The 20,354-nt window shown below is 62.6% G+C and carries 21 protein-coding genes; 15 read left to right on the top strand and 6 right to left on the bottom strand.

Translation table 11 applies throughout. The annotated features are described in order from the left end of the window. Positions 1–16 precede the first annotated feature (16 nt). Positions 17–1,057, bottom strand: coding sequence for a 5-methyltetrahydropteroyltriglutamate--homocysteine methyltransferase (locus JQ597_RS02835; RefSeq protein ID WP_212262701.1), 1,041 nt, complete (start codon positions 1,055–1,057; stop codon positions 17–19). A 407-nt stretch (positions 1,058–1,464) separates the two neighbouring features. On the opposite strand from JQ597_RS02835, the gene JQ597_RS02830 reads away from it, so the two are divergent. Beyond that, positions 1,465–3,066, top strand: a complete 1,602-nt coding sequence (locus JQ597_RS02830; RefSeq protein WP_212262699.1) for an alpha-amylase family glycosyl hydrolase — start codon at positions 1,465–1,467, stop codon at positions 3,064–3,066. Between the two features lie 24 nt (positions 3,067–3,090). Further along, positions 3,091–4,098 (top strand): glycosyltransferase family 4 protein, encoded by a 1,008-nt coding sequence (locus tag JQ597_RS02825; RefSeq protein WP_212262697.1) that lies wholly within the window; start codon positions 3,091–3,093, stop codon positions 4,096–4,098. A gap of 25 nt (positions 4,099–4,123) precedes the next feature. On the opposite strand, the gene JQ597_RS02820 is transcribed toward JQ597_RS02825, so the two are convergent. Both JQ597_RS02820 and JQ597_RS02815 read right to left on the bottom strand, forming a co-directional pair. Next, positions 4,124–4,366: a hypothetical protein gene (locus JQ597_RS02820; protein WP_212262695.1), complete on the bottom strand. Its 243-nt coding sequence runs from the start codon at positions 4,364–4,366 to the stop codon at positions 4,124–4,126. A gap of 24 nt (positions 4,367–4,390) precedes the next feature. Next, on the bottom strand, positions 4,391–4,633 hold the full coding sequence (locus JQ597_RS02815; RefSeq protein ID WP_212262694.1) for a hypothetical protein: 243 nt from the start codon (positions 4,631–4,633) through the stop codon (positions 4,391–4,393). Positions 4,634–4,961: 328 nt separating this feature from the next. Between JQ597_RS02815 and JQ597_RS02810 the strand changes: the two genes are divergently transcribed. The 4 genes from JQ597_RS02810 to JQ597_RS02795 all read left to right on the top strand — a co-directional run bounded on the left by JQ597_RS02810 (position 4,962) and on the right by JQ597_RS02795 (position 11,137). Continuing rightward, positions 4,962–7,949, top strand: coding sequence for a bifunctional diguanylate cyclase/phosphodiesterase (locus tag JQ597_RS02810; protein ID WP_212262692.1), 2,988 nt, complete (start codon positions 4,962–4,964; stop codon positions 7,947–7,949). Positions 7,950–8,172: 223 nt separating this feature from the next. Beyond that, positions 8,173–8,613 (top strand): MarR family winged helix-turn-helix transcriptional regulator, encoded by a 441-nt coding sequence (locus JQ597_RS02805; RefSeq protein WP_312012189.1) that lies wholly within the window; start codon positions 8,173–8,175, stop codon positions 8,611–8,613. Continuing rightward, positions 8,610–9,386 (top strand): enoyl-CoA hydratase, encoded by a 777-nt coding sequence (locus JQ597_RS02800; protein WP_212262690.1) that lies wholly within the window; start codon positions 8,610–8,612, stop codon positions 9,384–9,386. Before JQ597_RS02805 ends, JQ597_RS02800 begins: the two co-directional genes overlap by 4 nt. A gap of 137 nt (positions 9,387–9,523) precedes the next feature. Then, positions 9,524–11,137, top strand: coding sequence for a GMC family oxidoreductase (locus JQ597_RS02795; protein WP_349628775.1), 1,614 nt, complete (start codon positions 9,524–9,526; stop codon positions 11,135–11,137). 175 nt (positions 11,138–11,312) lie between these two features. On the opposite strand, the gene hemE is transcribed toward JQ597_RS02795, so the two are convergent. Next, on the bottom strand, positions 11,313–12,356 hold the full coding sequence (gene hemE / locus JQ597_RS02790) for a uroporphyrinogen decarboxylase (RefSeq protein WP_212262688.1): 1,044 nt from the start codon (positions 12,354–12,356) through the stop codon (positions 11,313–11,315). Positions 12,357–12,480: 124 nt separating this feature from the next. On the opposite strand from hemE, the gene JQ597_RS02785 reads away from it, so the two are divergent. The 3 genes from JQ597_RS02785 to JQ597_RS02780 all read left to right on the top strand — a co-directional run bounded on the left by JQ597_RS02785 (position 12,481) and on the right by JQ597_RS02780 (position 13,223). Further along, the gene (locus tag JQ597_RS02785) at positions 12,481–12,702 is read left to right on the top strand and encodes a hypothetical protein (protein WP_212262686.1); all 222 of its coding nucleotides are present in this window, start codon (positions 12,481–12,483) and stop codon (positions 12,700–12,702) included. A 21-nt stretch (positions 12,703–12,723) separates the two neighbouring features. Further along, positions 12,724–12,858 carry a hypothetical protein gene (locus JQ597_RS38020; RefSeq protein WP_283813384.1) on the top strand — a complete coding sequence of 45 codons (135 nt, stop codon included), beginning with the start codon at positions 12,724–12,726 and terminating at the stop codon, positions 12,856–12,858. A gap of 98 nt (positions 12,859–12,956) precedes the next feature. Further along, positions 12,957–13,223, top strand: coding sequence for a hypothetical protein (locus JQ597_RS02780; protein WP_192738391.1), 267 nt, complete (start codon positions 12,957–12,959; stop codon positions 13,221–13,223). A gap of 54 nt (positions 13,224–13,277) precedes the next feature. On the opposite strand, the gene JQ597_RS02775 is transcribed toward JQ597_RS02780, so the two are convergent. Continuing rightward, positions 13,278–13,493, bottom strand: a complete 216-nt coding sequence (locus JQ597_RS02775; RefSeq protein WP_212262684.1) for a SlyX family protein — start codon at positions 13,491–13,493, stop codon at positions 13,278–13,280. Then, positions 13,486–14,238 (bottom strand): oxygen-dependent tRNA uridine(34) hydroxylase TrhO, encoded by a 753-nt coding sequence (gene trhO / locus JQ597_RS02770; protein ID WP_212262682.1) that lies wholly within the window; start codon positions 14,236–14,238, stop codon positions 13,486–13,488. Before trhO ends, JQ597_RS02775 begins: the two co-directional genes overlap by 8 nt. A 203-nt stretch (positions 14,239–14,441) precedes the next feature. On the opposite strand from trhO, the gene ggt reads away from it, so the two are divergent. The 6 genes from ggt to JQ597_RS02740 all read left to right on the top strand — a co-directional run bounded on the left by ggt (position 14,442) and on the right by JQ597_RS02740 (position 20,219). Further along, positions 14,442–16,028 carry a gamma-glutamyltransferase gene (gene ggt, locus JQ597_RS02765; RefSeq protein ID WP_212262680.1) on the top strand — a complete coding sequence of 529 codons (1,587 nt, stop codon included), beginning with the start codon at positions 14,442–14,444 and terminating at the stop codon, positions 16,026–16,028. 232 nt (positions 16,029–16,260) lie between these two features. Further along, positions 16,261–17,508 carry an NAD(P)/FAD-dependent oxidoreductase gene (locus JQ597_RS02760; RefSeq protein ID WP_349628774.1) on the top strand — a complete coding sequence of 416 codons (1,248 nt, stop codon included), beginning with the start codon at positions 16,261–16,263 and terminating at the stop codon, positions 17,506–17,508. 352 nt (positions 17,509–17,860) lie between these two features. After that, the gene (locus tag JQ597_RS37465) at positions 17,861–18,013 is read left to right on the top strand and encodes a SemiSWEET family transporter (protein WP_249133498.1); all 153 of its coding nucleotides are present in this window, start codon (positions 17,861–17,863) and stop codon (positions 18,011–18,013) included. Positions 18,014–18,116: 103 nt separating this feature from the next. Next, positions 18,117–18,626, top strand: coding sequence for a YciE/YciF ferroxidase family protein (locus JQ597_RS02750; RefSeq protein ID WP_212262677.1), 510 nt, complete (start codon positions 18,117–18,119; stop codon positions 18,624–18,626). A 61-nt stretch (positions 18,627–18,687) separates the two neighbouring features. Next, on the top strand, positions 18,688–19,167 hold the full coding sequence (locus tag JQ597_RS02745) for a low affinity iron permease family protein (RefSeq protein WP_212262675.1): 480 nt from the start codon (positions 18,688–18,690) through the stop codon (positions 19,165–19,167). Between the two features lie 209 nt (positions 19,168–19,376). After that, positions 19,377–20,219, top strand: a complete 843-nt coding sequence (locus JQ597_RS02740; protein WP_212262673.1) for a hypothetical protein — start codon at positions 19,377–19,379, stop codon at positions 20,217–20,219. Positions 20,220–20,354: the final 135 nt, after the last annotated feature.

The raw sequence follows: 20,354 nt of genomic DNA, 5'->3' as shown, positions 1-20,354 counted from the left end.
CTAAACACGCTACATTCTAGCTGATTTCCTTGCGTACGATTGCAGCCGCCTCGCACATCGCCTTCAGCTTTCCGAATGCGACGTGGCGCGGCATGTATTTCATGCCGCAATCGGGTGCCACCACCAGACGTTCGGCCGCGACATGCTTGAGGCCGTTGCGGATGCGGTCGGCGACGATGGCGGCCGTCTCGATCTCGGGATTACCCAGATCAAGCACGCCCAGCATGATCTTCTTCGATGAGAGATCCTTGAGTACACCGAGATCGAGCTTCGGCTGCGCGGCTTCGATCGAAATCTGTTCGGCGCTGGTGTCGGCGAGTTCGGCAAGGAACGAATAACCCGCCGGCTTGGTCGAACCCGGCACGACTGCGGCATAGCCGAAGCACAGATGCACGACCGTCGGCACGGTGATGCCGGCCAATGCGCGGTTGATGGCTTTGACGGCATAGCGCCTTGCGAGGTCCGGATCGTTGCGCACCCAGGGCTCGTCGAGCTGGATCACGTCGGCGCCGGCCTTTTGCAGGTCCAGCGCTTCGGCGTTGACGGCCTCCGCAAACGCCATCGCGAGTTCTTCGTCGTCCTTGTAGAACTCGTTCCTGGCCTGCTGGCTCATCGTGAACGGACCGGGCAGGGTAATCTTGGCCGCACGGTCGGTATTCTTGCGCAGGAACTCCATGTCGGGCCGTTCGACAGGCCCGCTGCGCCTCACCGGGCCGACCACGCGCGGCACCGGCGTTTGATGCCCGCTGCGCGAGGTGATCATCGCCGGCTTTTCGTCGTCGATGCCGTCGAGCGCTGTCGCAAACCGGTTGGAGTAGCTTTCGCGGCGGATTTCGCCGTCGGTGACGATGTCGATGCCGGCGCGCTCCATGTCGCGAATAGCGACGATGGTGGCGTCGTCCTGCGCTTCCTGCAGATGCTCCGGCGGCAGCCGCCACATCGCATGCATGCGCGTCCGCGGCACCACCTTCGACAGCATCGCGCGGTCGACCAGCCATTCCGGCTGCGGATAGCTTCCGACCACGGTGGTCGGCAGCAAATGCGTTGGCAGGGTCATCACGGTATCCTTGCTCTTGTTGTTATGGCGTCGACAGCGTTTTCAAGCGAAGCATGCCCTCGGACTTGATCCGGGGGTGGATTCCGGTTCGCGTGCAGAAAACGCGTCAAACAGATAAAGCCTCGGGCCGCGCGAGTGCGTCCTCTTGCAGGCGGTGGCGATCGTGGCTTTTGACCTCATGGATGGCATCATAATTGCCCAATCGGATGCCTGGATAGGGCTTAGTGTCGCTTCGCGCCGCGAGAACGGGAGAAAACCGTCGACTTCCGATCGCAACAGGAACAGAGTCGTTTTGCCGCTGCTCGTCGCAATCCGTCGGGTTGACGCGGTGGATAGGTGGATGAGTTTTGACGACCTCACGTGATCAATAAACGGCAACCGGCGCGTCTACCAAAGGCGGCGTCGGCATGACCACGCCCTGGTGGCAGAATGGCGTGATCTATCAGATCTACCCGCGTTCCTTTCAGGACACCAACGGTGACGGCATAGGCGACCTCAGAGGGATCGCGCAGCGGCTCGATTATCTTGTCAGCCTTGGCGTTGATGCGATCTGGATCTCCCCGATCTATCCGTCGCCGATGGTTGATTTCGGCTATGACGTTGCCGACTATTGCGACGTCGATCCACGCTTTGGGACGCTGGCAGACTTCGACGACCTGCTGATGCAAGCCCATCGGCGGGGGCTCAAGGTTCTGCTCGACTTCGTGCCCAACCACACCTCCGACCAGCATCCATGGTTCGTCGAGAGCCGCGCTTCGCGTGGAAATCAGAAAAGAGATTGGTACATCTGGCGCGATGCTGCGGCTGACGGCGGACCGCCCAATAACTGGATCAGCGATTTCGGCGGCTCGGCCTGGGAATGGGACGAAACCACCGGACAATATTACTACCACGCCTTCCTGAAGGAGCAGCCGGATCTCAACTGGCGTCATCCAGCCGTGCGGGCGGCGATGTATGACGTGATGCGTTTCTGGTTCGATCGCGGCGTCGACGGCTTCCGCATCGACGTGCTCTGGCACATGGTGAAGGCCGCAGATTTCTCGAACAATCCGCCCAACCCGGCCTATCGGCCCGAAATGGGTGAAATGCACCGCCTGCTTCAACTCCATTCCACAGACCAGCCCGAGGTGCACCGGATCGCCGCCGAAATGCGTGAAATCGCCGACGGCTATGGCGCCAGGGGACAAGGCGAACGGGTTCTGATCGGTGAGATCTACCTGCCGGTCGATCGTCTGATGCACTATTACGGCGGTGAGCGCCCGGAAGTGCACTTGCCCTTCAATTTCCAGCTCATCGATACGCCGTGGCAGGCGCGCGCCCTGGCGGCGGCGATCACCGGCTATGAGGCAGCGCTACCTTTGGCTGGCTGGCCAAACTGGGTGCTCGGCAACCATGATCGGCCGCGCGTTGCGGCCAAGCGTGGGCAGGCCCAGGCCCGCGTCGCGGCGGTGTTGTTGCTGACACTCCGAGGCACGCCCACGCTCTACTATGGCGACGAACTTGGCTTGAGCGATGTCATGATCGAAGCATCGCAAGTGCGGGATCCGCGCGAGTTGCGTGAGCCCGGTCTGGCGTTGGGCCGGGATCCCGTGCGCACGCCGATGCCATGGGATGACAGCGAAAATGCCGGTTTCACCACAGCGAATCCGTGGCTGCCGCTCAATGCCGATTGTCCGACGCGCAACGTGGCGCGGATGTCGGAAGATCCTCACTCAATCCTGACGCTTTATCGTCGATTGCTTGCGCTCAGACGCAATCGCCGCGCTTTGTCGATCGGCGACTTCGCTCTGTTGAATGTGGAAGACGAGATGCTGGCTTACGAACGCCGGCACGATTCGGAGCGGCTGATTGTGGCGCTCAATCTCGGCGCACAATCGCATCGACTGCCGTTGCCGGATTGGGCGCATAGGAGCCGGGTGCTCCTGTCCACGGTCGAAGATGCGGCGCTGGTCGAAGACGGTGCCCTCCTGCTAGGGTCGAATGAAGCTGTCGTGCTCGAGGCCGGATAGCACACAGTAGAGAAGGATGGTCATTTGCGTATCGCCATGCTGGCGCCGATCTCCTGGCGGACACCGCCGCGCCATTACGGCCCCTGGGAGCAGGTGACGAGTCTCTTGACCGAGGCCTTGGTCGCACGCGGCGTCGATGTCACCCTGTTCGCCACCAAGGACAGCCGGACGGCAGGCAAGCTCGATGCCGTCTGCCCGGCGCCCTATTCCGAGAATCCCGCGATCGACGCGAAGGTGTGGGAGATGCTCCATGTCGCTCACGTCTTTGAGCAGGCTGGTCAGTTCGACTTGATTCACAACCAGGCCGATTTCGTCCCGCTCGCCTTCTCGCGGCTGGTCGGAACCCCCGTGGTGACGACGATCCACGGTTTCTCTTCCGCGCGCATCCTGCCCGCCTACAAGGAATACGAAAATCGCGTCCACTATGTTGCCATCAGTGACGCCGATCGCCATCCGGACCTGCGCTATGCCGCAACAATCCACCATGGCATTCCGCTGGAGGATTTCCCCTTCGATCCGCACGGCAGCGAAGATCTGCTCTTCTTCGGCCGCATTCACCCGGACAAGGGGGCGGCTGAAGCGATCGCTGCGGCAGATCGGTCCGGCCGGAAATTGATCATGGCCGGCATCGTCCAGGACCAGAATTACTACGACGAGCAAGTAGCGTCCGCACTCGACGACAAATCCGTGGTCTATCTTGGCCCGGTTGGCGGAACGGTGCGCGCGAAGACTCTGGGCTCCGCGCGCGCGCTGCTCCACCTCATCAATTTCGACGAGCCGTTCGGTCTGTCGGTGGTAGAAGCGCTCGCCTGCGGAACGCCGGTCATCGCCCGCAACCGCGGATCGATGCCCGAGCTCATAGATGATGGCGTGACCGGATTTCTGGTCGACAGCCTCGATGCGGCGGTAGATGCGATAGCTCGCATCGACGAGATCGATCGCGCTGCTTGCCGTGCTGCGGTATCGGCGCGATTCACGGTGGACCGCATGGCCGATAGATATCTGGGCCTGTACCGGTCAATCCTCGGCTGAGAACCGGGGCGCACACCCCTCGCGGTCACTCCGCCGCCAGATTGTAGTCGTGGCGTAATGCCTTCTGGATATCGAGCGCGGCGCGTGCCGCCGCGTTGGCATCGGCGTCGCCCGCGGACACCACGCACATCGACCAATTGTTTTCAGCCCGCTCATCCGTGGCGCGATTGATGGCGATCTTGCGAACGTTCGAGCAGCCGGGTTGATTGCGGAGCTCTGCCAACGCATGCGCTTGCAAGTCTTGCATCGAAAGCAGGATCTTTGCCATGCCGGTCTTTACCTGTGCGAGGCGTTACTTCGCGGATTTCGCGATCTTGTGTTCGAGGTGGCCGGTCTCGTAATCCCGGCGCAGCTGGCTCAGCGACGTCTCGTTGAGCTGAAGCAAAACGTCGCTCAGCTTCTCGGTTGGCGGATAACCGGCGGCGAAACCCTGTCCGTAAATCTTGCGAAACGTGCCAACCAGCGTGGCGCCGTGCTTGTGGCTGATTTCGCCGTCGTGGTTGCGGTGGCGATTGTCGAGACCTGTCTTGCTCATGTCGCGCTCCCTTTGCCCATAGCCGACAGCATCCTCCCGCCGGGACCAAAGGGCAACCAATGACTTGGCTGCTCTCTTGGACCGCTCTTTTGGGCCGCTCTCTTGGGCCGGGCCGCGGCCTTGGGGATCGCGCGGATGCTCGCATCCGGGCTGCCAGTTCCAAAGGCTGGCGTCCGATCGAGATGTGGTCCGGGGAACTACGTACGACTAATCCGGAAATCTTAGCCGCCCGTTATTCTTAAGCCCGATTCATTCCTTGTTTACCGCTTTTCATAACCCTGGTTTGGCGGCGAAACGTCAACTTGCTCCGCGACATAGGGGATCGATGATGTTGCGTACCAATTTGGCGCGCATGTTCGGAGCGCTCAGCGCCACCAATGAAGCCATCCTGCGGGCCAAATCGGAGGATGAGCTTTTTCAGAGGGTTTGCGACGCGGCGGTGTTTGGCGGCAAGTTCCTCGGCACGGGCATGCTGCTCGCCGACGGCAACGGCCGTTTGCGTTGTGTTGCCGGCGCCGGTCTTGGCGTCGATACGCTGAAGAACGCGGACAATGCCAGTTCGGTTCACGCGGACTCGGACGATGGAACGGGCCTGGCACCGTCCGCATTTCGTACCGGCCGCTCGTTTGTCTCCAACGACTACACCAATGATGAGCGAACAAAACGCTGGCATGTCCAGGCGCGTCAGATCGGAGCCCGGTCGGCCGCCGCCGTGCCGATCAAGCGGCACGGAAAACCGATCGGCGTGCTGCTGTTTTATCTGGAACAACCCGATGCGTTGAACGAAGAAACGGTCGGCCTGCTCGAACGCATGGCTGAAAACGCCTCCTTTGCACTCGACAATTTTGACCGCGACAATGCCACGGCGCGCATCACCCGGATGTTCGCCGCGCTCACCGCGACCAACGAAGCGATCATGCGGGCGCGCTCGGAAGACGAGATGTTCACGCGGGTCTGCGAGGCCGCCGTCGAGCAGGGAAAACTGCTGGGCGCCGCCATCTTCTTGCCCGAGCCGGACACCACCTGGTTCAGGCTGGCCGCGCAGGCGAGCGTCTATCCCGAAATCACCGCGAGCCTGCGTTTCTCCTGCGATCCCGCGATCCCGCAAGGACAGGGCATGGGCGGGACGGCATTCCGGACAGGCAAGCCTTGTCTTAGCAACGACGTGCCCAACGATCCGCGCTCGCGCCCGTGGTTGCCGCTGGTAGAAAAAGCAGGGCTGGCGGCGTGCGCGGTGTTCCCGCTGTTCGCCGGCGCCAGGGTCGTAGGGGTCATGTACTTCTTCTTCGGCGGCGGCGACCGGCTCGATGACGAGATGACCGCCCTGATGGGGCGGATCGTCGAAAACGTCTCGTTCGGGCTTGATGTGCTGGCGCAGGAGGCCGAGCGCAGCGCCGCCGAACGGCAAAAGGAGCGGATTGCGCGCCTGCTGGCCGCCCTGGGCGCCACCAACGAAGCGATCATGCGGGCAAGCACGCGCGAAGAGCTGTTCCGGCGGGTATGCGAAGCGGCGGTGCTGGGCGGTGATTTCACGTCCACGGTCATTGCGCTGGCGCGCCCCGACAGCGAGTTTCTGGAGGTGGTCGCGGCAGCGGGTCCCGGACGGGATCGCGTGATCGATATCCGCTTGTCCGCGCATGCGCATCACCCGGAAGGACAGGGCGTTACCGGCATCGCGATGCGTACGCGCAAGGCGTGCATCAGCAATGACTATCTCGCCGACTTTCCGGTGAACAGCCACTTCTACAATCGCGCCAAGGACCGTGCGACCATGTCGGGCGCGGCATTGCCGCTGATGCGCGGCGGAGAGGCGCTTGGCGCGCTGTTGTTTCTGTCGAGGGAACGCAACGCATTCACTCCTGAATTGACCGAGCTGCTGCAGCGTCTTGCCGACAATGTCGCGTTCGCACTGGAGAATTTTGAGCGCGCCGACGCGAAAACGATCGCGGATCAGCGCATCGAATATCTCGCCTCCCACGACAGCCTCACTGATCTGCCGAACCGCGAGTCGTTCAACCAGCTGCTGCACTTTGCAATCGAGTCGGCGCGGCGCCAGGATCGGCAATTGGCCGTGTTGTTCATCGATCTCGACCGCTTCAAGGTCATCAATGATTCGCTCGGCCATGACGCCGGCGACCGGCTGTTGACCGAGATCGGCGCCCGGCTGCGGCGCAGCGTGCGCGCTTGCGACGTCGTCGCCCGGCTTGGCGGTGACGAGTTCGTCCTTATTCTGGAGGATGTTTCGGGGCGGGAGGACGTCGAAGGCGTCGCGCGAGACCTGCTGAGGATTTTAAGTGAGCCGATCCAGCTCAGCGGCCACGAATGTAACGTCACCGCCTCGATTGGCGTGGCGATCTATCCTGCTGATGGCACCGACATTCAGACCCTGACCGCGAATGCCGACACGGCGATGTATCTCGTCAAGGGCGATGGCAAGGACGGATTCAGGTTTTTCACCCGCGACACCAGGACCCAGCCCATCGAGCGGCTCACGATGGAGACCAACCTCCGGCATGCGCTGGAGCGCGACGAGCTGCTGCTGCATTATCAGCCCAAGATCGATCTGAACACCGGCGAGATCACCGGCGTCGAGGCGCTGTTGCGCTGGCGCGCGCCGGACGGAGCCATGCTGCCGCCGTGCCAGTTCATTCCGCTTGCCGAAGAAACCGGCCTGATCGTTCCGATCGGCCGTTGGGTGCTCAGGGAAGCCTGCGCGCAGAACATGATTTGGCAACGCCAGGGGATGCGGCCGGTCTCGATGGCGGTCAACCTGTCCCCGCGCCAGTTCGTCGACGAACGCCTGTTGCAGGACATCGATGCGGCGCTGGCGATCAGCGGCATGCCGCCGAACCTGCTCCAGCTCGAGGTCACCGAAAGCATGGTGATGCAGAACGTCGCGCGCGCCGTGCGTGTGCTGGACGGGATCGAGAGTCGGGGCATTCATATCGCCATTGACGATTTTGGCACCGGTCACTCCTCGATGTCGCTGATGAAGCAATTCCCGATCGACACCATCAAGATCGATCGATCCTTCGTTCGCGACCTCGCGGAGGACATGGAGGACCAGGCGATCGCGCAAGCCATCATCAGCATGGGCAAGGCACTCGGCATGACCGTCGTGGCCGAGGGCGTGGAGACCATCGAGCAGCAGGCGTTTTTGCGTCGGCACGGCTGCGACGAGATGCAGGGCTACCTGTTCAGCAAGCCGCTGCCGCCGGGCGGCATTGCGGATCTGCTGCGGCCGCCTCATGCGGCGTCGCCGTCGCTCCAGCCGGGCGCCGATGATTCCCGGGCGGCAGAGCTCGCGATCGACTAGCGAAGGCGAGGCTAGCCGCCCTTGGCGCGGCAGCTCCGATCGTGCGCACCAATGCTGTCGAAGCCCTCATCATGCGACCGGATTGCGGGGTGTTCGCCGGGGCGGTCCGGCTGCGGAACCTCGCCCAGTACCGAAGGTGCGACGTCACATTCAGTAGTGACAAGCTCCCAGCCTTCGGGTAGATATTTCGCATGCGAACTAAATTCCAGGAGCGCGTCCGCGAGTGACCTCCCGCCCGGACCGCCGGCTGGTCTTCCTGCTCAACGTCGCCCAGCGGCGGCTGCAGCGATGGGTCGCCACGAAGACAGAGAGGAACGGGGTCACGGCCGCGCAGTCCGGCTTGCTCTTTATCCTCGGTCAACACGACGGGGCGCTGATGGGCGAGGCGGGTGCGGCGCTGGACCTCGGTCCGCCCGGCATCAGCGGCCTGGTGGACCGGATGACGGCGGCTCGCCTGATCGAGCGGCGCGCCGATCCGGATGACGGCCGCGCGTGGCGGCTTTGGCTGACGCCGGTCGGGCGCGTGGCACTGGCGCAGTCGAAGGCCGGGCTTGACGAAATCAATGCACGCCTCGCCGAGGGATTCACCGACGCCGAAATCGAAATCGTCGCGCGTTGGCTCACCAGTTTTCAAACCAGGTTTCCAAGAGGAGAAGTGCAATGACCGAACACATCAAAATCGAAAACGACGGCGGCATCCTGACTCTGACGATGGCGCGGCCCGACAAGAAGAACGCACTGACAAACGCGATGTACGGCGCGCTGGCGGACGCGATCCAGGGTGCGGAGACCGATCCTGCCGTCCGCGTGGTCCTGATCCGGGGCGAAGGCGACATGTTCACTGCCGGCAACGACGTCGGCGAGTTCGCGGCGATTGCCACCGGCCAGATGCAGGGCGAGCGCCACGTCAGCCGCTTCCTGAAATCGCTCGCACAATCCAGCCGCCCGCTGGTTGCCGCGGTCCACGGACGCGCCGTCGGCGTCGGGACCACGATGCTGCTTCATTGCGATCTCGTGGTGCTGGCCGAAAACGCGCTGCTTTCAACGCCGTTCGTCAATCTGGCACTGGTGCCGGAAGCCGCATCCAGCCTGCTGATGCCGCTTCGGATCGGTTATGCGCGCGCCTTTGAGATGTTTGCGCTCGGCGAACCCGTGAATGCTGCCTCCGCGCTTGCATGGGGCATTGCCAACCGCGTCGTGCCGCTCGACCGGCTCGATGCCGAGGCAAAGGCGCTTGCGGGACGTCTCGCCAGGCAACCGGCCGGTGCCGTCAGCACGACCAAGCGGCTGATGCGCAATCCCGAGATGTTGATGGCGCAGATACTGGCAGAGAGTGAACGGTTCGCGGAGCGGTTGAAGACGATGGAGGCGCGCGAAGCCTTCACGGCATTCGCCGAGCGCCGCCCGCCGGATTTCTCAAAGCTTGCGGCAACTTGACCCTATCGGACGCCCCCGCTACCTCTTTTCCCTAGCAGGCGGCCCGTGTGGCGATGCATCCGAGTGGTGTATCGCCCGCAACCATCCCACTTCGTCATAGTGATGGGAGGTGCCGGCAACGCGCGCGGGGGAAACCAGTGAACAATAATAATGACGCTGCCGAATTCGATTACGTCATCGTCGGTGCCGGCTCGGCCGGCTGCGTGCTCGCCAATCGGCTGAGCGCGGACGGCAAGCATTCGGTGTTGTTGCTGGAGGCCGGACCAAAGGACAGCAATCTCTGGATCCACGTGCCGCTCGGCTACGGCAAGCTGTTCAAGGAAAAATCCGTCAACTGGATGTACCAGACCGAGCCCGAGCCGGGCTTGAACGGCCGGCAGGTGTTTCAGCCGCGTGGCAAAGTGCTGGGCGGCTCGAGTTCGATCAACGGCCTGCTGTATGTGCGTGGCCAGCACGAGGATTATGATCGCTGGCGCCAGCGCGGCAATGCCGGCTGGGGCTATGACGACGTGCTGCCCTATTTCAAGAAGGCCGAGAACCAGCAGCGCGGCGGCGACAAGTATCACGGCACAGGTGGCCCGCTGCCGGTGTCGGATTGGCGCCATGCCGATCCGCTGTCGGAAGCCTTTGTGGTCGCGGCCGCCGAGGTCGGTATTCCCACCAATCCCGATTTCAACGGCGCGACCCAGGAAGGCGCCGGATTTTTCCAGACCACGACGCAGCGCGGCCGCCGCGCCAGTTCGGCCTTCTCCTATCTTCGCCCGGCCAAGAACCGCAGCAATCTGCATATCGAAACCTCGGCGCTGGCGCAGCGCATTGTGTTCGAAGGCCGCCGCGCCAGGGCGGTCGAGTACAAGCAGGAAGGCCGTGTGCGCGTTGCACGGGCGCGCAAGGAAATCCTGGTCTCCAGCGGCGCATATAATTCTCCGCAATTGCTGCAGCTCTCCGGCGTCGGGCCGGCGGATCTCCTGAAGAGCCACGGCATCGAGGTGGTGCTCGACGCGCAAGGCGTCGGCAACGATCTGCAGGATCATTTGCAGGTCCGGCTGGTGACGCGTTGCGCCCAATCCATCACGCTGAACGACATCGTCAACAATCCGGTACGGCGGGTGATGGCCGGCCTGCAATATGCGGCGTTCCGCAAGGGCGCGTTGACGATCGCGGCCGGCACCTCGGGCGCGTTCTTCAAGACCAGTCCGCGGCTGGCCTCGCCCGACATCCAGATTCATTTCCTGCCGTTCTCGACCGACAAGATGGGCGAGAAGCTGCATGCGCAATCGGGCTTCACGGCCTCGGTCTGCCAGCTGCGCCCCGAAAGCCGCGGCTCGCTGCGCATCAAGAGCGCGGACCCGAGCGTGGCGCCGGAAATCCGTATCAATTATCTCGCGACCGAAACCGACCGCCGCGCCTTCATCGATGGCATAAGGATATTGCGCAAGATTCTCGCGGCGCCCGCGCTAAAGCCGTTTGCGGTCGGCGAGGTCGATCCCGGGCCGAAGGTCGCGAGCGACGACGAGTTGCTGGATTTCTGCCGCCGCACCGGCAGCACGGTCTATCATCCGACCTCGACCTGCCGGATGGGCAACGATCCCTTGGCGGTGGTCGATCAGCGCTTGCGCGTGCGCGGCATCGAGGGCCTGCGCGTGGTCGATGCCTCAATCATGCCGGACCTGATGTCCGGCAATACCAACGCGCCCACCATCATGATCGCCGAAAAAGCTTCCGACATGATTCTGGAGGATGCGCGGTAAACGCGCGTTCTGACCGAGACTGCTTCGGCAACACCGGTGTCATCATCCGCCACCGGGTCGGCCGATGACTGGCTCCGGCGGATGATCCGGTATTCCAGAGACGGTTGGGATTGATCCGAGAGGTCGCGGCGTACTGGATACCCGCCTTCGCGGGTATGACAGTCTCGCGCTTGGCTCAGCCCTTGTACGCCCGCACCCGCTTCAGCATCTGCTCGACATGGGCGATCGGCGTCTCCGGCTGGATGCCGTGGCCGAGATTGAAGATCAGCCGGCCGCTTGCGTAATTCGCCAGCACGTCGTCGACCGCGCGATCGAGCGCCGCACCGCCGGCGATCAGCGCCAGCGGATCGAGATTGCCCTGCACGGCGACGCGGTTCTGCACGCGCTCGCGGATCAATGACGGCTCCGCCGCCCAATCGATGCTGACGGCATTGACGGCGGTGGCTTCGACGTAAGCGGGCAGCATGGCACCTGCGCCGCGCGGAAAGCCGATGATCTTGGCATCGGGCGCTTGCGCCCGCACGCCCGCGACGATGCGTTTGGCCGGCTCGATCGACCAGCGCTGGAATTCGCGCGGCGGCAGCACGCCTGCCCAGGTGTCGAAGATCTGCAGCACGTCGGCGCCGGCCTTGAGCTGGCCGAGCAGGTACTGGATCGAATTCTCTACCAGCACGTCGATGATCTTCGAGAACGCCTCAGGATGGCGATAGGCCATCATCCGCGCCGGCGCCTGGTCCGGCGTGCCCTGGCCCGCGACCATGTAGGTCGCCACGGTCCACGGCGCGCCGCAGAAGCCGATCAGCGCGATGTTGGGATCGAGCTCGCGGCGAACGCGGCGCAGTGCTTCATACACCGGTTCAAGTTTGCTGAAGTCGGCCTGCGTGGCCAGGCTCGTCACCTGCTCCGGCGTATCCAGCGGGTCGAGCCGCGGGCCTTCGCCGGCCTCGAAGCGCACGGAACGGCCGAGTGCGTAGGGGATGACGAGAATGTCGGAAAAGATGATCGCGGCGTCGAAGTTGAAACGGCGGATCGGCTGCAGCGTCACTTCGGCGGCATATTCCGGCGTGAAGCACAGATCGAGAAAGCCGCCGGCCTTGGCGCGCAGTTCGCGATACTCGGGCAAATAACGCCCGGCCTGCCGCATCATCCAGACCGGCGGCACGTTCTGCCGATGGCCGGACAACACGTCGAGAAACGGCTTCTGGGATATCTGGGTCAACGAAAGGTTCCTGCGTGAAAGGCTGATATTTGATGCCTCTGATAACAGCAGGTTCCAGCTTGGCCAAGGCGAGATATGGAACAGGCGCAGATCGGGGGCGTTATCTCGGCAATGGAGGAACCACATGGCTGAGAAATTCAATCCCGCGGCGCATGACAAGCACGCCGATGACCCCCGTGACGCGCTGTTGGCCGATCGGGAAATGCACGAAAAACTCGATGCCGGGCTGGAGGGCAGTTTTCCGGCCTCCGATCCCGCCAGCGCCGCGCAACCGGCGCCGTCGAAACATGACGGCGATCGCGCCAACGGAACGCTGTGGGACAAGGTGCTCGCGGTGTTCCGCTAGCACTTATTGGCAGGTGATGTGATGAAGACTGAGTTCAACCATGCCGCCAACAACTCGCCGCGTAGCGGCAGTTCTAAGAAAGTCACGCCTGTGGTCTGGGCCACGATCGTGGCCATGATGATCGCGCTCGCGATCTGGTTTGGCATGCGTGCGTAGCGCAATTGGTTCGCGCGTGATGGCGCCGGAACAATTCATATCACCGCGAATTGCTCCCAGATAACTCACAGAGATAAATTCACAGAGAGGAACATGCGATGATCAAGCATCTTGTCATGGCTGCCGTCGCGGTAGCCGGAATTTCCTTCGTTCAGCCGGTGAGTGCGCAGGATGTGGGCGTCGGCGTCGGCGTTGGACCGGGAGGCGCTGGCGTCACCGTCGGCCGCGTCGACCGTGACCGCTATCGCGACCGTGAGGTGATCCGCGAGCGTGAGTACCGTGATCGCGACGAGACCGTCGTGATCAAGCGTAAGCGCGATTACGATCCTGACCGCAAGGTCATCATCGAGCGCGAGCGCTATTAGTCCGCGTTGAGTTTGAAGCGGCCTCCTGCGCGGAGGCCGTTTCTCTTTGTGCCTTCAGTAATGCGGCGGCCGTTCGTTGACCGGACCGGTGACGCTGCTTTCGGCGTCCTGCAGCCGCTCCTTCAGCTCTGCGAGCTGGCGCGTGAGCGCGTCGATCTGCTTCCACTGTTCGGTGATGGTCTGGTTCAGCGTCTCGATGGTTACGTCCTGAAACGTCAGCCGCATTTCCAGCGCGTCGATGCGCTCGCCGAGCGCGTTGGTGTCACTCATGGGAGCCACCATTGGGTTGCCGCTCCTCCAGGCCGTGGCCGAGCGCGACCCGTTCGTCGAACACGAAGCATTCGCCGCGCCAGCGGCTTTGTTCTTTCGGCACGCCTTCCAAATAACGAAGAATGCCGCCTTTGAGGTGATAGACTTCGTTAAATCCATGCGCCAGCAAATAGGCGCTGGCCTTTTCGCAGCGAATTCCGCCGGTGCAGAACATCGCGATCTTGCGGTGCTTGGCCGGATCCAGCTGCCGTGCGGCAAAATCCTTGAACTGCCCAAAACTCCTGATGCCGGGATCGAGCGCGCCTTCGAACGTCCCCATCGCGACCTCGAAGGCGTTGCGGGTGTCGATCACAAGCGTGTCCGGCGCTGATATCAGTGCGTTCCAGTCGGCCGGCTCCACATAGGTGCCGACCTGCCGGGTCGGATCGGCAATCGCGTCGCCGAGCGTGACGATTTCCTTCTTGAGCCGGATCTTCAGCCGCGCAAACGGCTTCGCGGCGGCGTGCGAGAATTTGAGTTCGAGGTTGTCGAGCCGGCCGCCGAACAGGGTGCCTGCTTGCAACTCCTCGGCCAGGGCGTCGATCGCTATGGCGTCTCCAGCCAACGTGCCATTGATGCCCTCATGCGCCAGCAGCACGCTGCCCTTCAGCCCGAGGCCCGCGCAGAATGCGCGCAGGGGCTCGCGCAGCTCCCGGAAATCCGGCAGCGCGGCGAATTGGTAGAAGGCGGCGACCTTGAGGGGCATGGCGACCGTTTATCAGGCGGGCAGGGAGGGGGAAACCCTGCAAAATCAGCCGCCAGCCCCTGCGTTTGCCGGCCTGCCCTCGGGGCCAAATCTCTGGCATACCAGCCATTGCCCTGCCCGGGATGAATATGCAAAGAACCCGCGGTTAGCCCGCGCCTGACCCCGGCGTGGCCAAAGAAAACGCTGAAAAGAAAGCTTTCCTGATGAGGAATTTCCATTTCGCCGGCCGCTCCACGGTCCATGCCCAAAACGCGATGGTGGCGACCTCGCATCCCGCCGCGGCACTGGTGGCGGTCGACGTGATGCGCGCGGGCGGCACCGCCGCGGATGCCGCGGTCGCGGCCTGCGCGCTGCTCGGCGTCATCGAGCCGCAATCGACCGGCATCGGCGGCGATTGCTTTGCGCTGATCCAGCCCAAGGGCGAAGGCAAGATTGTCGCCTATAATGGCTCCGGCCGCGCGCCGATGGCGGCAAACGCCGAATGGTATCTCGAGCGCAAGATCAACTCGGTGCCGCTGACCTCGGCCCACGCCGTCAGCATTCCCGGCGCCATCGACGCCTGGGATACGATTTTGCGCGATCACGGCAAGATGGGCTTCGATACCCTCCTGCAGCCGGCAATCAAGGCCGCCGAAGAAGGCTACATCGTCGCGCCGCGCATCGCGTTCGACTGGAAGAACGGTTTCGAGAAACTCAAGAACGGCACCAACACCGCGCGCTATCTGTTGCCGCACGGCAAGCCCGCCTCCGCCGGCGATGTGATCCATCAGCCGGAACTCGGCAAGACGCTGCGCGCGGTCGCCAAGAATGGCCGCGACGCGTTCTATACCGGCGAGATCGCCGCCGACATGGTCGATACCCTGCGCGGCATCGGCGGCCTGCACACGCTGGAGGATTTCGCAGCCCACTCTACCGAGACGACTTCGCCGATCGGCACGATCTATAAAGGCCACGACGTCTGGCAGTGCCCGCCGAACGGCCCGGGCATCACCATGCTGGTGATGCTCAACATCCTCTCGCGCTTCGACCTGACGAAATATCCCGCGCTGAGCGTCGAGCGTTTTCACCTCGAGGCCGAGGCCGCACGCATCGCCTACATGATGCGCGAGCAGTATATCGGCGACCCCGCGCAGGTTCACGTCGATGTCGCCGGCATTCTCGCCAAGGAATTCGCCGAGGAGCACATCAGCAAGATCCGGATGGACGGGCTGCTCGACCTGCCCAACGTCGCGCCGCCGATGAATCCGTCCACCGTCTACATCACCGTGGTCGACAAGGACCGCAACGTCTGCTCGTTCATCAACTCGATCGCGCATTCGTTCGGCTCGGCGATCGTTTCCAACAACACCGGCGTGCTGCTGCAGAACCGCGCCGGTGGTTTCCGGATCCAGCCCGGCCATCCCAATTGCATCGCGCCGGGCAAGCGGCCGCTGCACACGATCATCCCGAGCCTCGTAACCAGGAACGGCCGCGCGGTGATGCCGTTCGGCGTGATGGGCGGGCAGTATCAGCCGGTGGGCCAGAGCCATGTGCTGACCAACATGCTCGACTATGGTTGCGACGTGCAGGAAGCGATCGATATGCCGCGCGGCCTGCACTACGAGGGCGTCTACCAGCTCGAGGACAGCGTCCCGGCTGACATCGTCGAGGGCCTGAAGAAGATCGGGCACAAGACCACGAGCGTGGTCGGCCCGCTCGGCGGCGGCCAGGCGATCTGGATCGACTGGGACAAGGGCACGCTGGCCGGCGGTTCCGATCCCCGCAAGGATGGTTGCGCGCTGGGATACTAAGGAGCGTTTTTCAGCGAAGTGGATACCGGTTCGCGTGAAGAAAACGCGTCAAAATAAAGTTTAGAGCGTTGCTTCTGATGCAATCAGAAGCAACGCGCCAAGCGATCGGGCAGGTTTGCTGCCCGCCTGCTGCCTCTCACCTCATCGACTCGGAACCAGTTCCCATCGCTTTCGTTAAGCGATGGGCGCGGACGTGCGCCGGTTTGTCTCCTGCGTCAGCCCACTGAGGTCCGTGATCAGCGTTCTCGATACCGACGACACCGAACAAGCCGATCTGCACGGCGGACAATCGCCGTGGTTTGCGGCGGCCGGACATCCGGGGCGCCGTGAGGTCAGCGAGAATCTCAAATGCGATGCGCTGATCGTCGGCGCGGGGATCACCGGATCGCTGGTCGCCGAGCGCCTGACGCGCCAGGGCCTCGACGTCGTGATCGTCGATCGCGAGTTGCCGGGTCGCGGCAGTACCGCGGCCAGCACCTCGATGCTGCTGTGGGAAATCGACCGCTCGCTGACGGAGCTGACCGAGGCTTATGGTTTCGAGCGCGCCTCGCGCGCCTATCGCGCCAGCCTGAACGCGGTCACCGGCCTGAAATCGCTGGTAGCACAGCTCGGCATCGCCTGCGATCTGCATGACAGGGATTCGCTTTATTTGGCGGCCGGTGACACCGGCGGCGAGTTGATCGAAGAGCATCGCCTGCGCCAACGCGCCGGTCTGCCCGGCGAATATCTCGACCATGCCAGGCTGCTCGATACTTTTGGAATCGCGCGCGCAGGGGCGATCGTATCAAAGGGCGCGGCCGATGCCGATCCGATGCAACTGGCGCGCGGGCTTCTCAAGGCGTCAGTTGCGCGGGGCGCCCGCTCGTTTGAAGGCGATGCCGTGGCGTTCGACTCCGCCGGCCGCTCAGTTGGCGTCGCCATGGCCAATGGCCGCGAGATCGAGGCGCGTTCGGTGATACTCGCGACCGGCTATACGATGCCCGATATCGTCAATTCGACGGTGCATGCGGTGTCATCGAGCTGGGCGATCGCGACCACGCCGCAGCCGCAGAACATCTGGAAAGACGCCGCGTTGATCTGGGAGAACAGCAAGGATTATCATTATGCGCGCACGACGCGGGCAGGGCGGATCATCATCGGCGGCGAGGACAGCGAGGATGTGATCGAGCCGGAGGCGCGCGACCGCCTGATCCCCGAGAAGTCCAGGATTCTCGCACAAAAGCTCGTGGCGCTATGGCCGATCGCGAACACCGAAACCGAATTCCGCTGGTCCGGCACGTTCGACACTACGCGCGACGGGCTGCCGCTGATCGGACCGGTGCCGGGACACAAGGGCGTCTTTGCGGCTTACGGCTATGGCGGCAACGGGATCACGTTCAGTTATCTCGCCGCTCACATGATCGGCGATCTGATTGCCGGCGCGAGTTCGCCCTTGCTGCGCGATTTCGCGCTGGACCGGGATGGCGGATCGATCGGTTGACCGGTTGCACTATTGGAACCTGGCTCAGCGCCACGCGTTGTCCATGCAGTCATCAATACATGGAGGCTGACATGGGTTTCGGAAAAGGCGCGCTTCTCTGGTTAATCGGAATTCCGCTTCCGATCATTTTGCTTCTTGCACTATTCATGAATCGCTAGGTAGCGAGCGTCCGGAGCCCGCGACGGACAATTCCGCAGTGAGGCTCCGGATGCAGCTTAATCACCTTATGGCGCTGTCGAAATGATCCAGGACTTCGCTCCCTGGATCGGAGCCTGCGCCGCCGCTCTTACTTCAAATTGCGCAGGTGCGGAAGGCGTGGCCGCGCGGATCGACCGATGATCTGTCGTTGACCATGCTCGTCGTTCTGACGTCAGGTTTGGTGTGCTGGATCGGTTACGGCTTGCTGAAAGGCGACTGGGTTATCGTCGCTGCTAACAGCGTCGGAGCCGCACTCTCGGCCAGCGTTCTCGCCTTCAAGTTTCGCGACCTGCGAGCCGGAAACTAGCCCCGAGATTCCGACGCCATCTCAATGAACATCAGGTAGGAACATTGCGCATCCAGCAAAGTTTAACGCGCATCGATTCCAAATTTGAGCTCAGGAGATCTAAATGGGACTGTTTTCAAAAGACATCAAAACCATGGACGACCTGTTGCTGCACGGCTTGCAGGACGTCTATTACGCCGAGCAACAGATCACCAAGGCGCTGCCGAAGATGATCGACCAGGCGACCAACCGCGATCTGGCGCAGGGCCTCAAGCTGCATCTCGAGGAGACCAACAAGCAGATCGAGCGGCTTGATCAGGTATTCAAGAAACTGGGCAAACAACCTTCCGGCACCGACTGCCCGGCGATCGACGGCCTGATCAAGGAAGCCAATGCAACCGCAAGCGAGATCGAAGACAAGTCGGTGCTGGACGCCGCGATCGTGGCGAACGCACAGGCGGTCGAGCATTACGAGATTGCCCGCTATGGCACGCTAATCGCATGGGCGGAAGAACTTGGCCACGACGATATCGTCCGGTTCCTGACGACGAACCTGAACGAGGAAAAGGCCGCCAACACCAAGCTGAACACGGTCGCGCTCCGCAAGGGCGTCAACCGCAAAGCCGCGAGCTGAAACTATCGTGCCGCCCGGCGCGTTGCGCTGGGCGGTCAGGCATTGAAGGCAGATTTCGTCGATGGCCGGCCAAAACGCCAATCCGCAGGAAAACAGATCCGTAGAGCACCACGGCGGTTTCAGTCGCTTCTTCGGTGATCTCGCGAACAAGACGTCGCTGGCGGCTGGCCGCGCCTCCGCGTTCATGGTCGCGACCGGAGTCGTTCTGGTCTGGGCGATCACGGGGCCGTTGTTTCAATATTCAGACACATGGCAGCTCGTCATCAATACAGGCACGACGATCGTCACCTTCCTGATGGTGTTCTTGATCCAGAACTCCCAGAACCGCGACAGCGCAGCCATTCAGGTCAAGCTGGACGAACTCATTCGCGTCAGCACCGCGCAGAATTCCTTTGTCGGAATCGAGCATCTCACCGACGACGAGCTTGAGGAAATCCGAGACAGGTGCGAGCGGCGCGCCGAAGCTGAAAAGGCCGGCGAAGAGTCCGTGAAGAAGACAGGCAAGAAAGCCAAGGATGCCGCGGATCGCGCGGTAGGCTAGGCCGATCCATCGTCACACAGACATTAGCGATCAGCGCCCTCGGAAAAAACCGAGGGTGTGCGCGTTTTCGTGTTCAGTCGGTGCTTCCGATGCCTTTCGGCAAGAAGAAGGCAATGCTCCGGAACCAAAGTTCTCACAGCACATTGGTGCGGCATCTGAACAACAATGCGGCACTTGAAATATCTGCCGTCAGCTGGGAGCGCGCTATTATGGATGCAGTCGTTATTCAACCGGGAGTCGATGCGGCCGAGCCGTCCGTCTCCGGCGTTTCGTGGCCCGCGGTTACTGCTGGCGCCGTCGTCAGTTGCGCGCTCACGCTGGTATTGCTGGCGTTCGGCATCGGTCTGGGTCTCTCCGTCGTGTCGCCCTGGAGCGGGTCTGGTGTGTCAGCAACGACGTTCAAGATCGGAACGGGCCTTTATCTCATCGTCATCGCGATGCTCGCTTCCTCGATCGGCGGCTATATCGCCGGTCGCCTGCGGACGCGATGGACCGGCGTTCACACCGATGAGGTCTATTTTCGTGACACTGCGCATGGCTTTATTGCCTGGGCGTTCGCTTCCGTGCTCGGCGCGATCCTTCTGGCATCGCCGGCAAGCAGCTTGATCGGTGGGGCGGCGTCCGGCGTAAGTCAGGCGGCGACATCAGCGGCCAGTCAGTCCGGCCCGATGGACGGTTACGTCGACGCGCTGCTGCGCGCAGACTCCCCGGCGTCCGCCAGCGCTGGCAATGCGCAGGATCCGCGCGCTGAAATGACCCGCATGTTCACGTCAGGTTTTCGCAACGGTGGCGAGTTGAAGCCGGTTGACAGAACTTACGTCGCCAAGGTCGTTGCTGCGCGAACGGGCCTGAGCCAGGCCGATGCCGAAAAGCGCGTCAACGATGTCGTCACGCAGATCAAGGCAGATGCTGATGCCGCCCGCAAGGCCACCGCGCAACTGGCGTTCTGGCTCGTGGCTTCCCTTTTGATCGGAGCGTTCTGCGCCAGCCTTGCTGCGACCGAAGGCGGTGCCCTTCGCGACGGTACATGGCGACGCGCGGCTCACCGCTAATTTTGCAACATGAAAGGAAAGTCCCATGCCCATTCTTCTTTGGCTCGTCGGAATTCCGATTCCGCTGATCATCCTGATCCTGCTGCTGCGATAGGCAGTTGAAACCAGAACCGAAAATCCCCCGCGGTCGCGGGG

This window comes from Bradyrhizobium sp. AUGA SZCCT0177 (assembly GCF_018130125.1).
Classification (GTDB): Bacteria; Pseudomonadota; Alphaproteobacteria; order Rhizobiales; family Xanthobacteraceae; genus Bradyrhizobium.
This window is presented reverse-complemented; position numbering and strand designations above follow the sequence as displayed.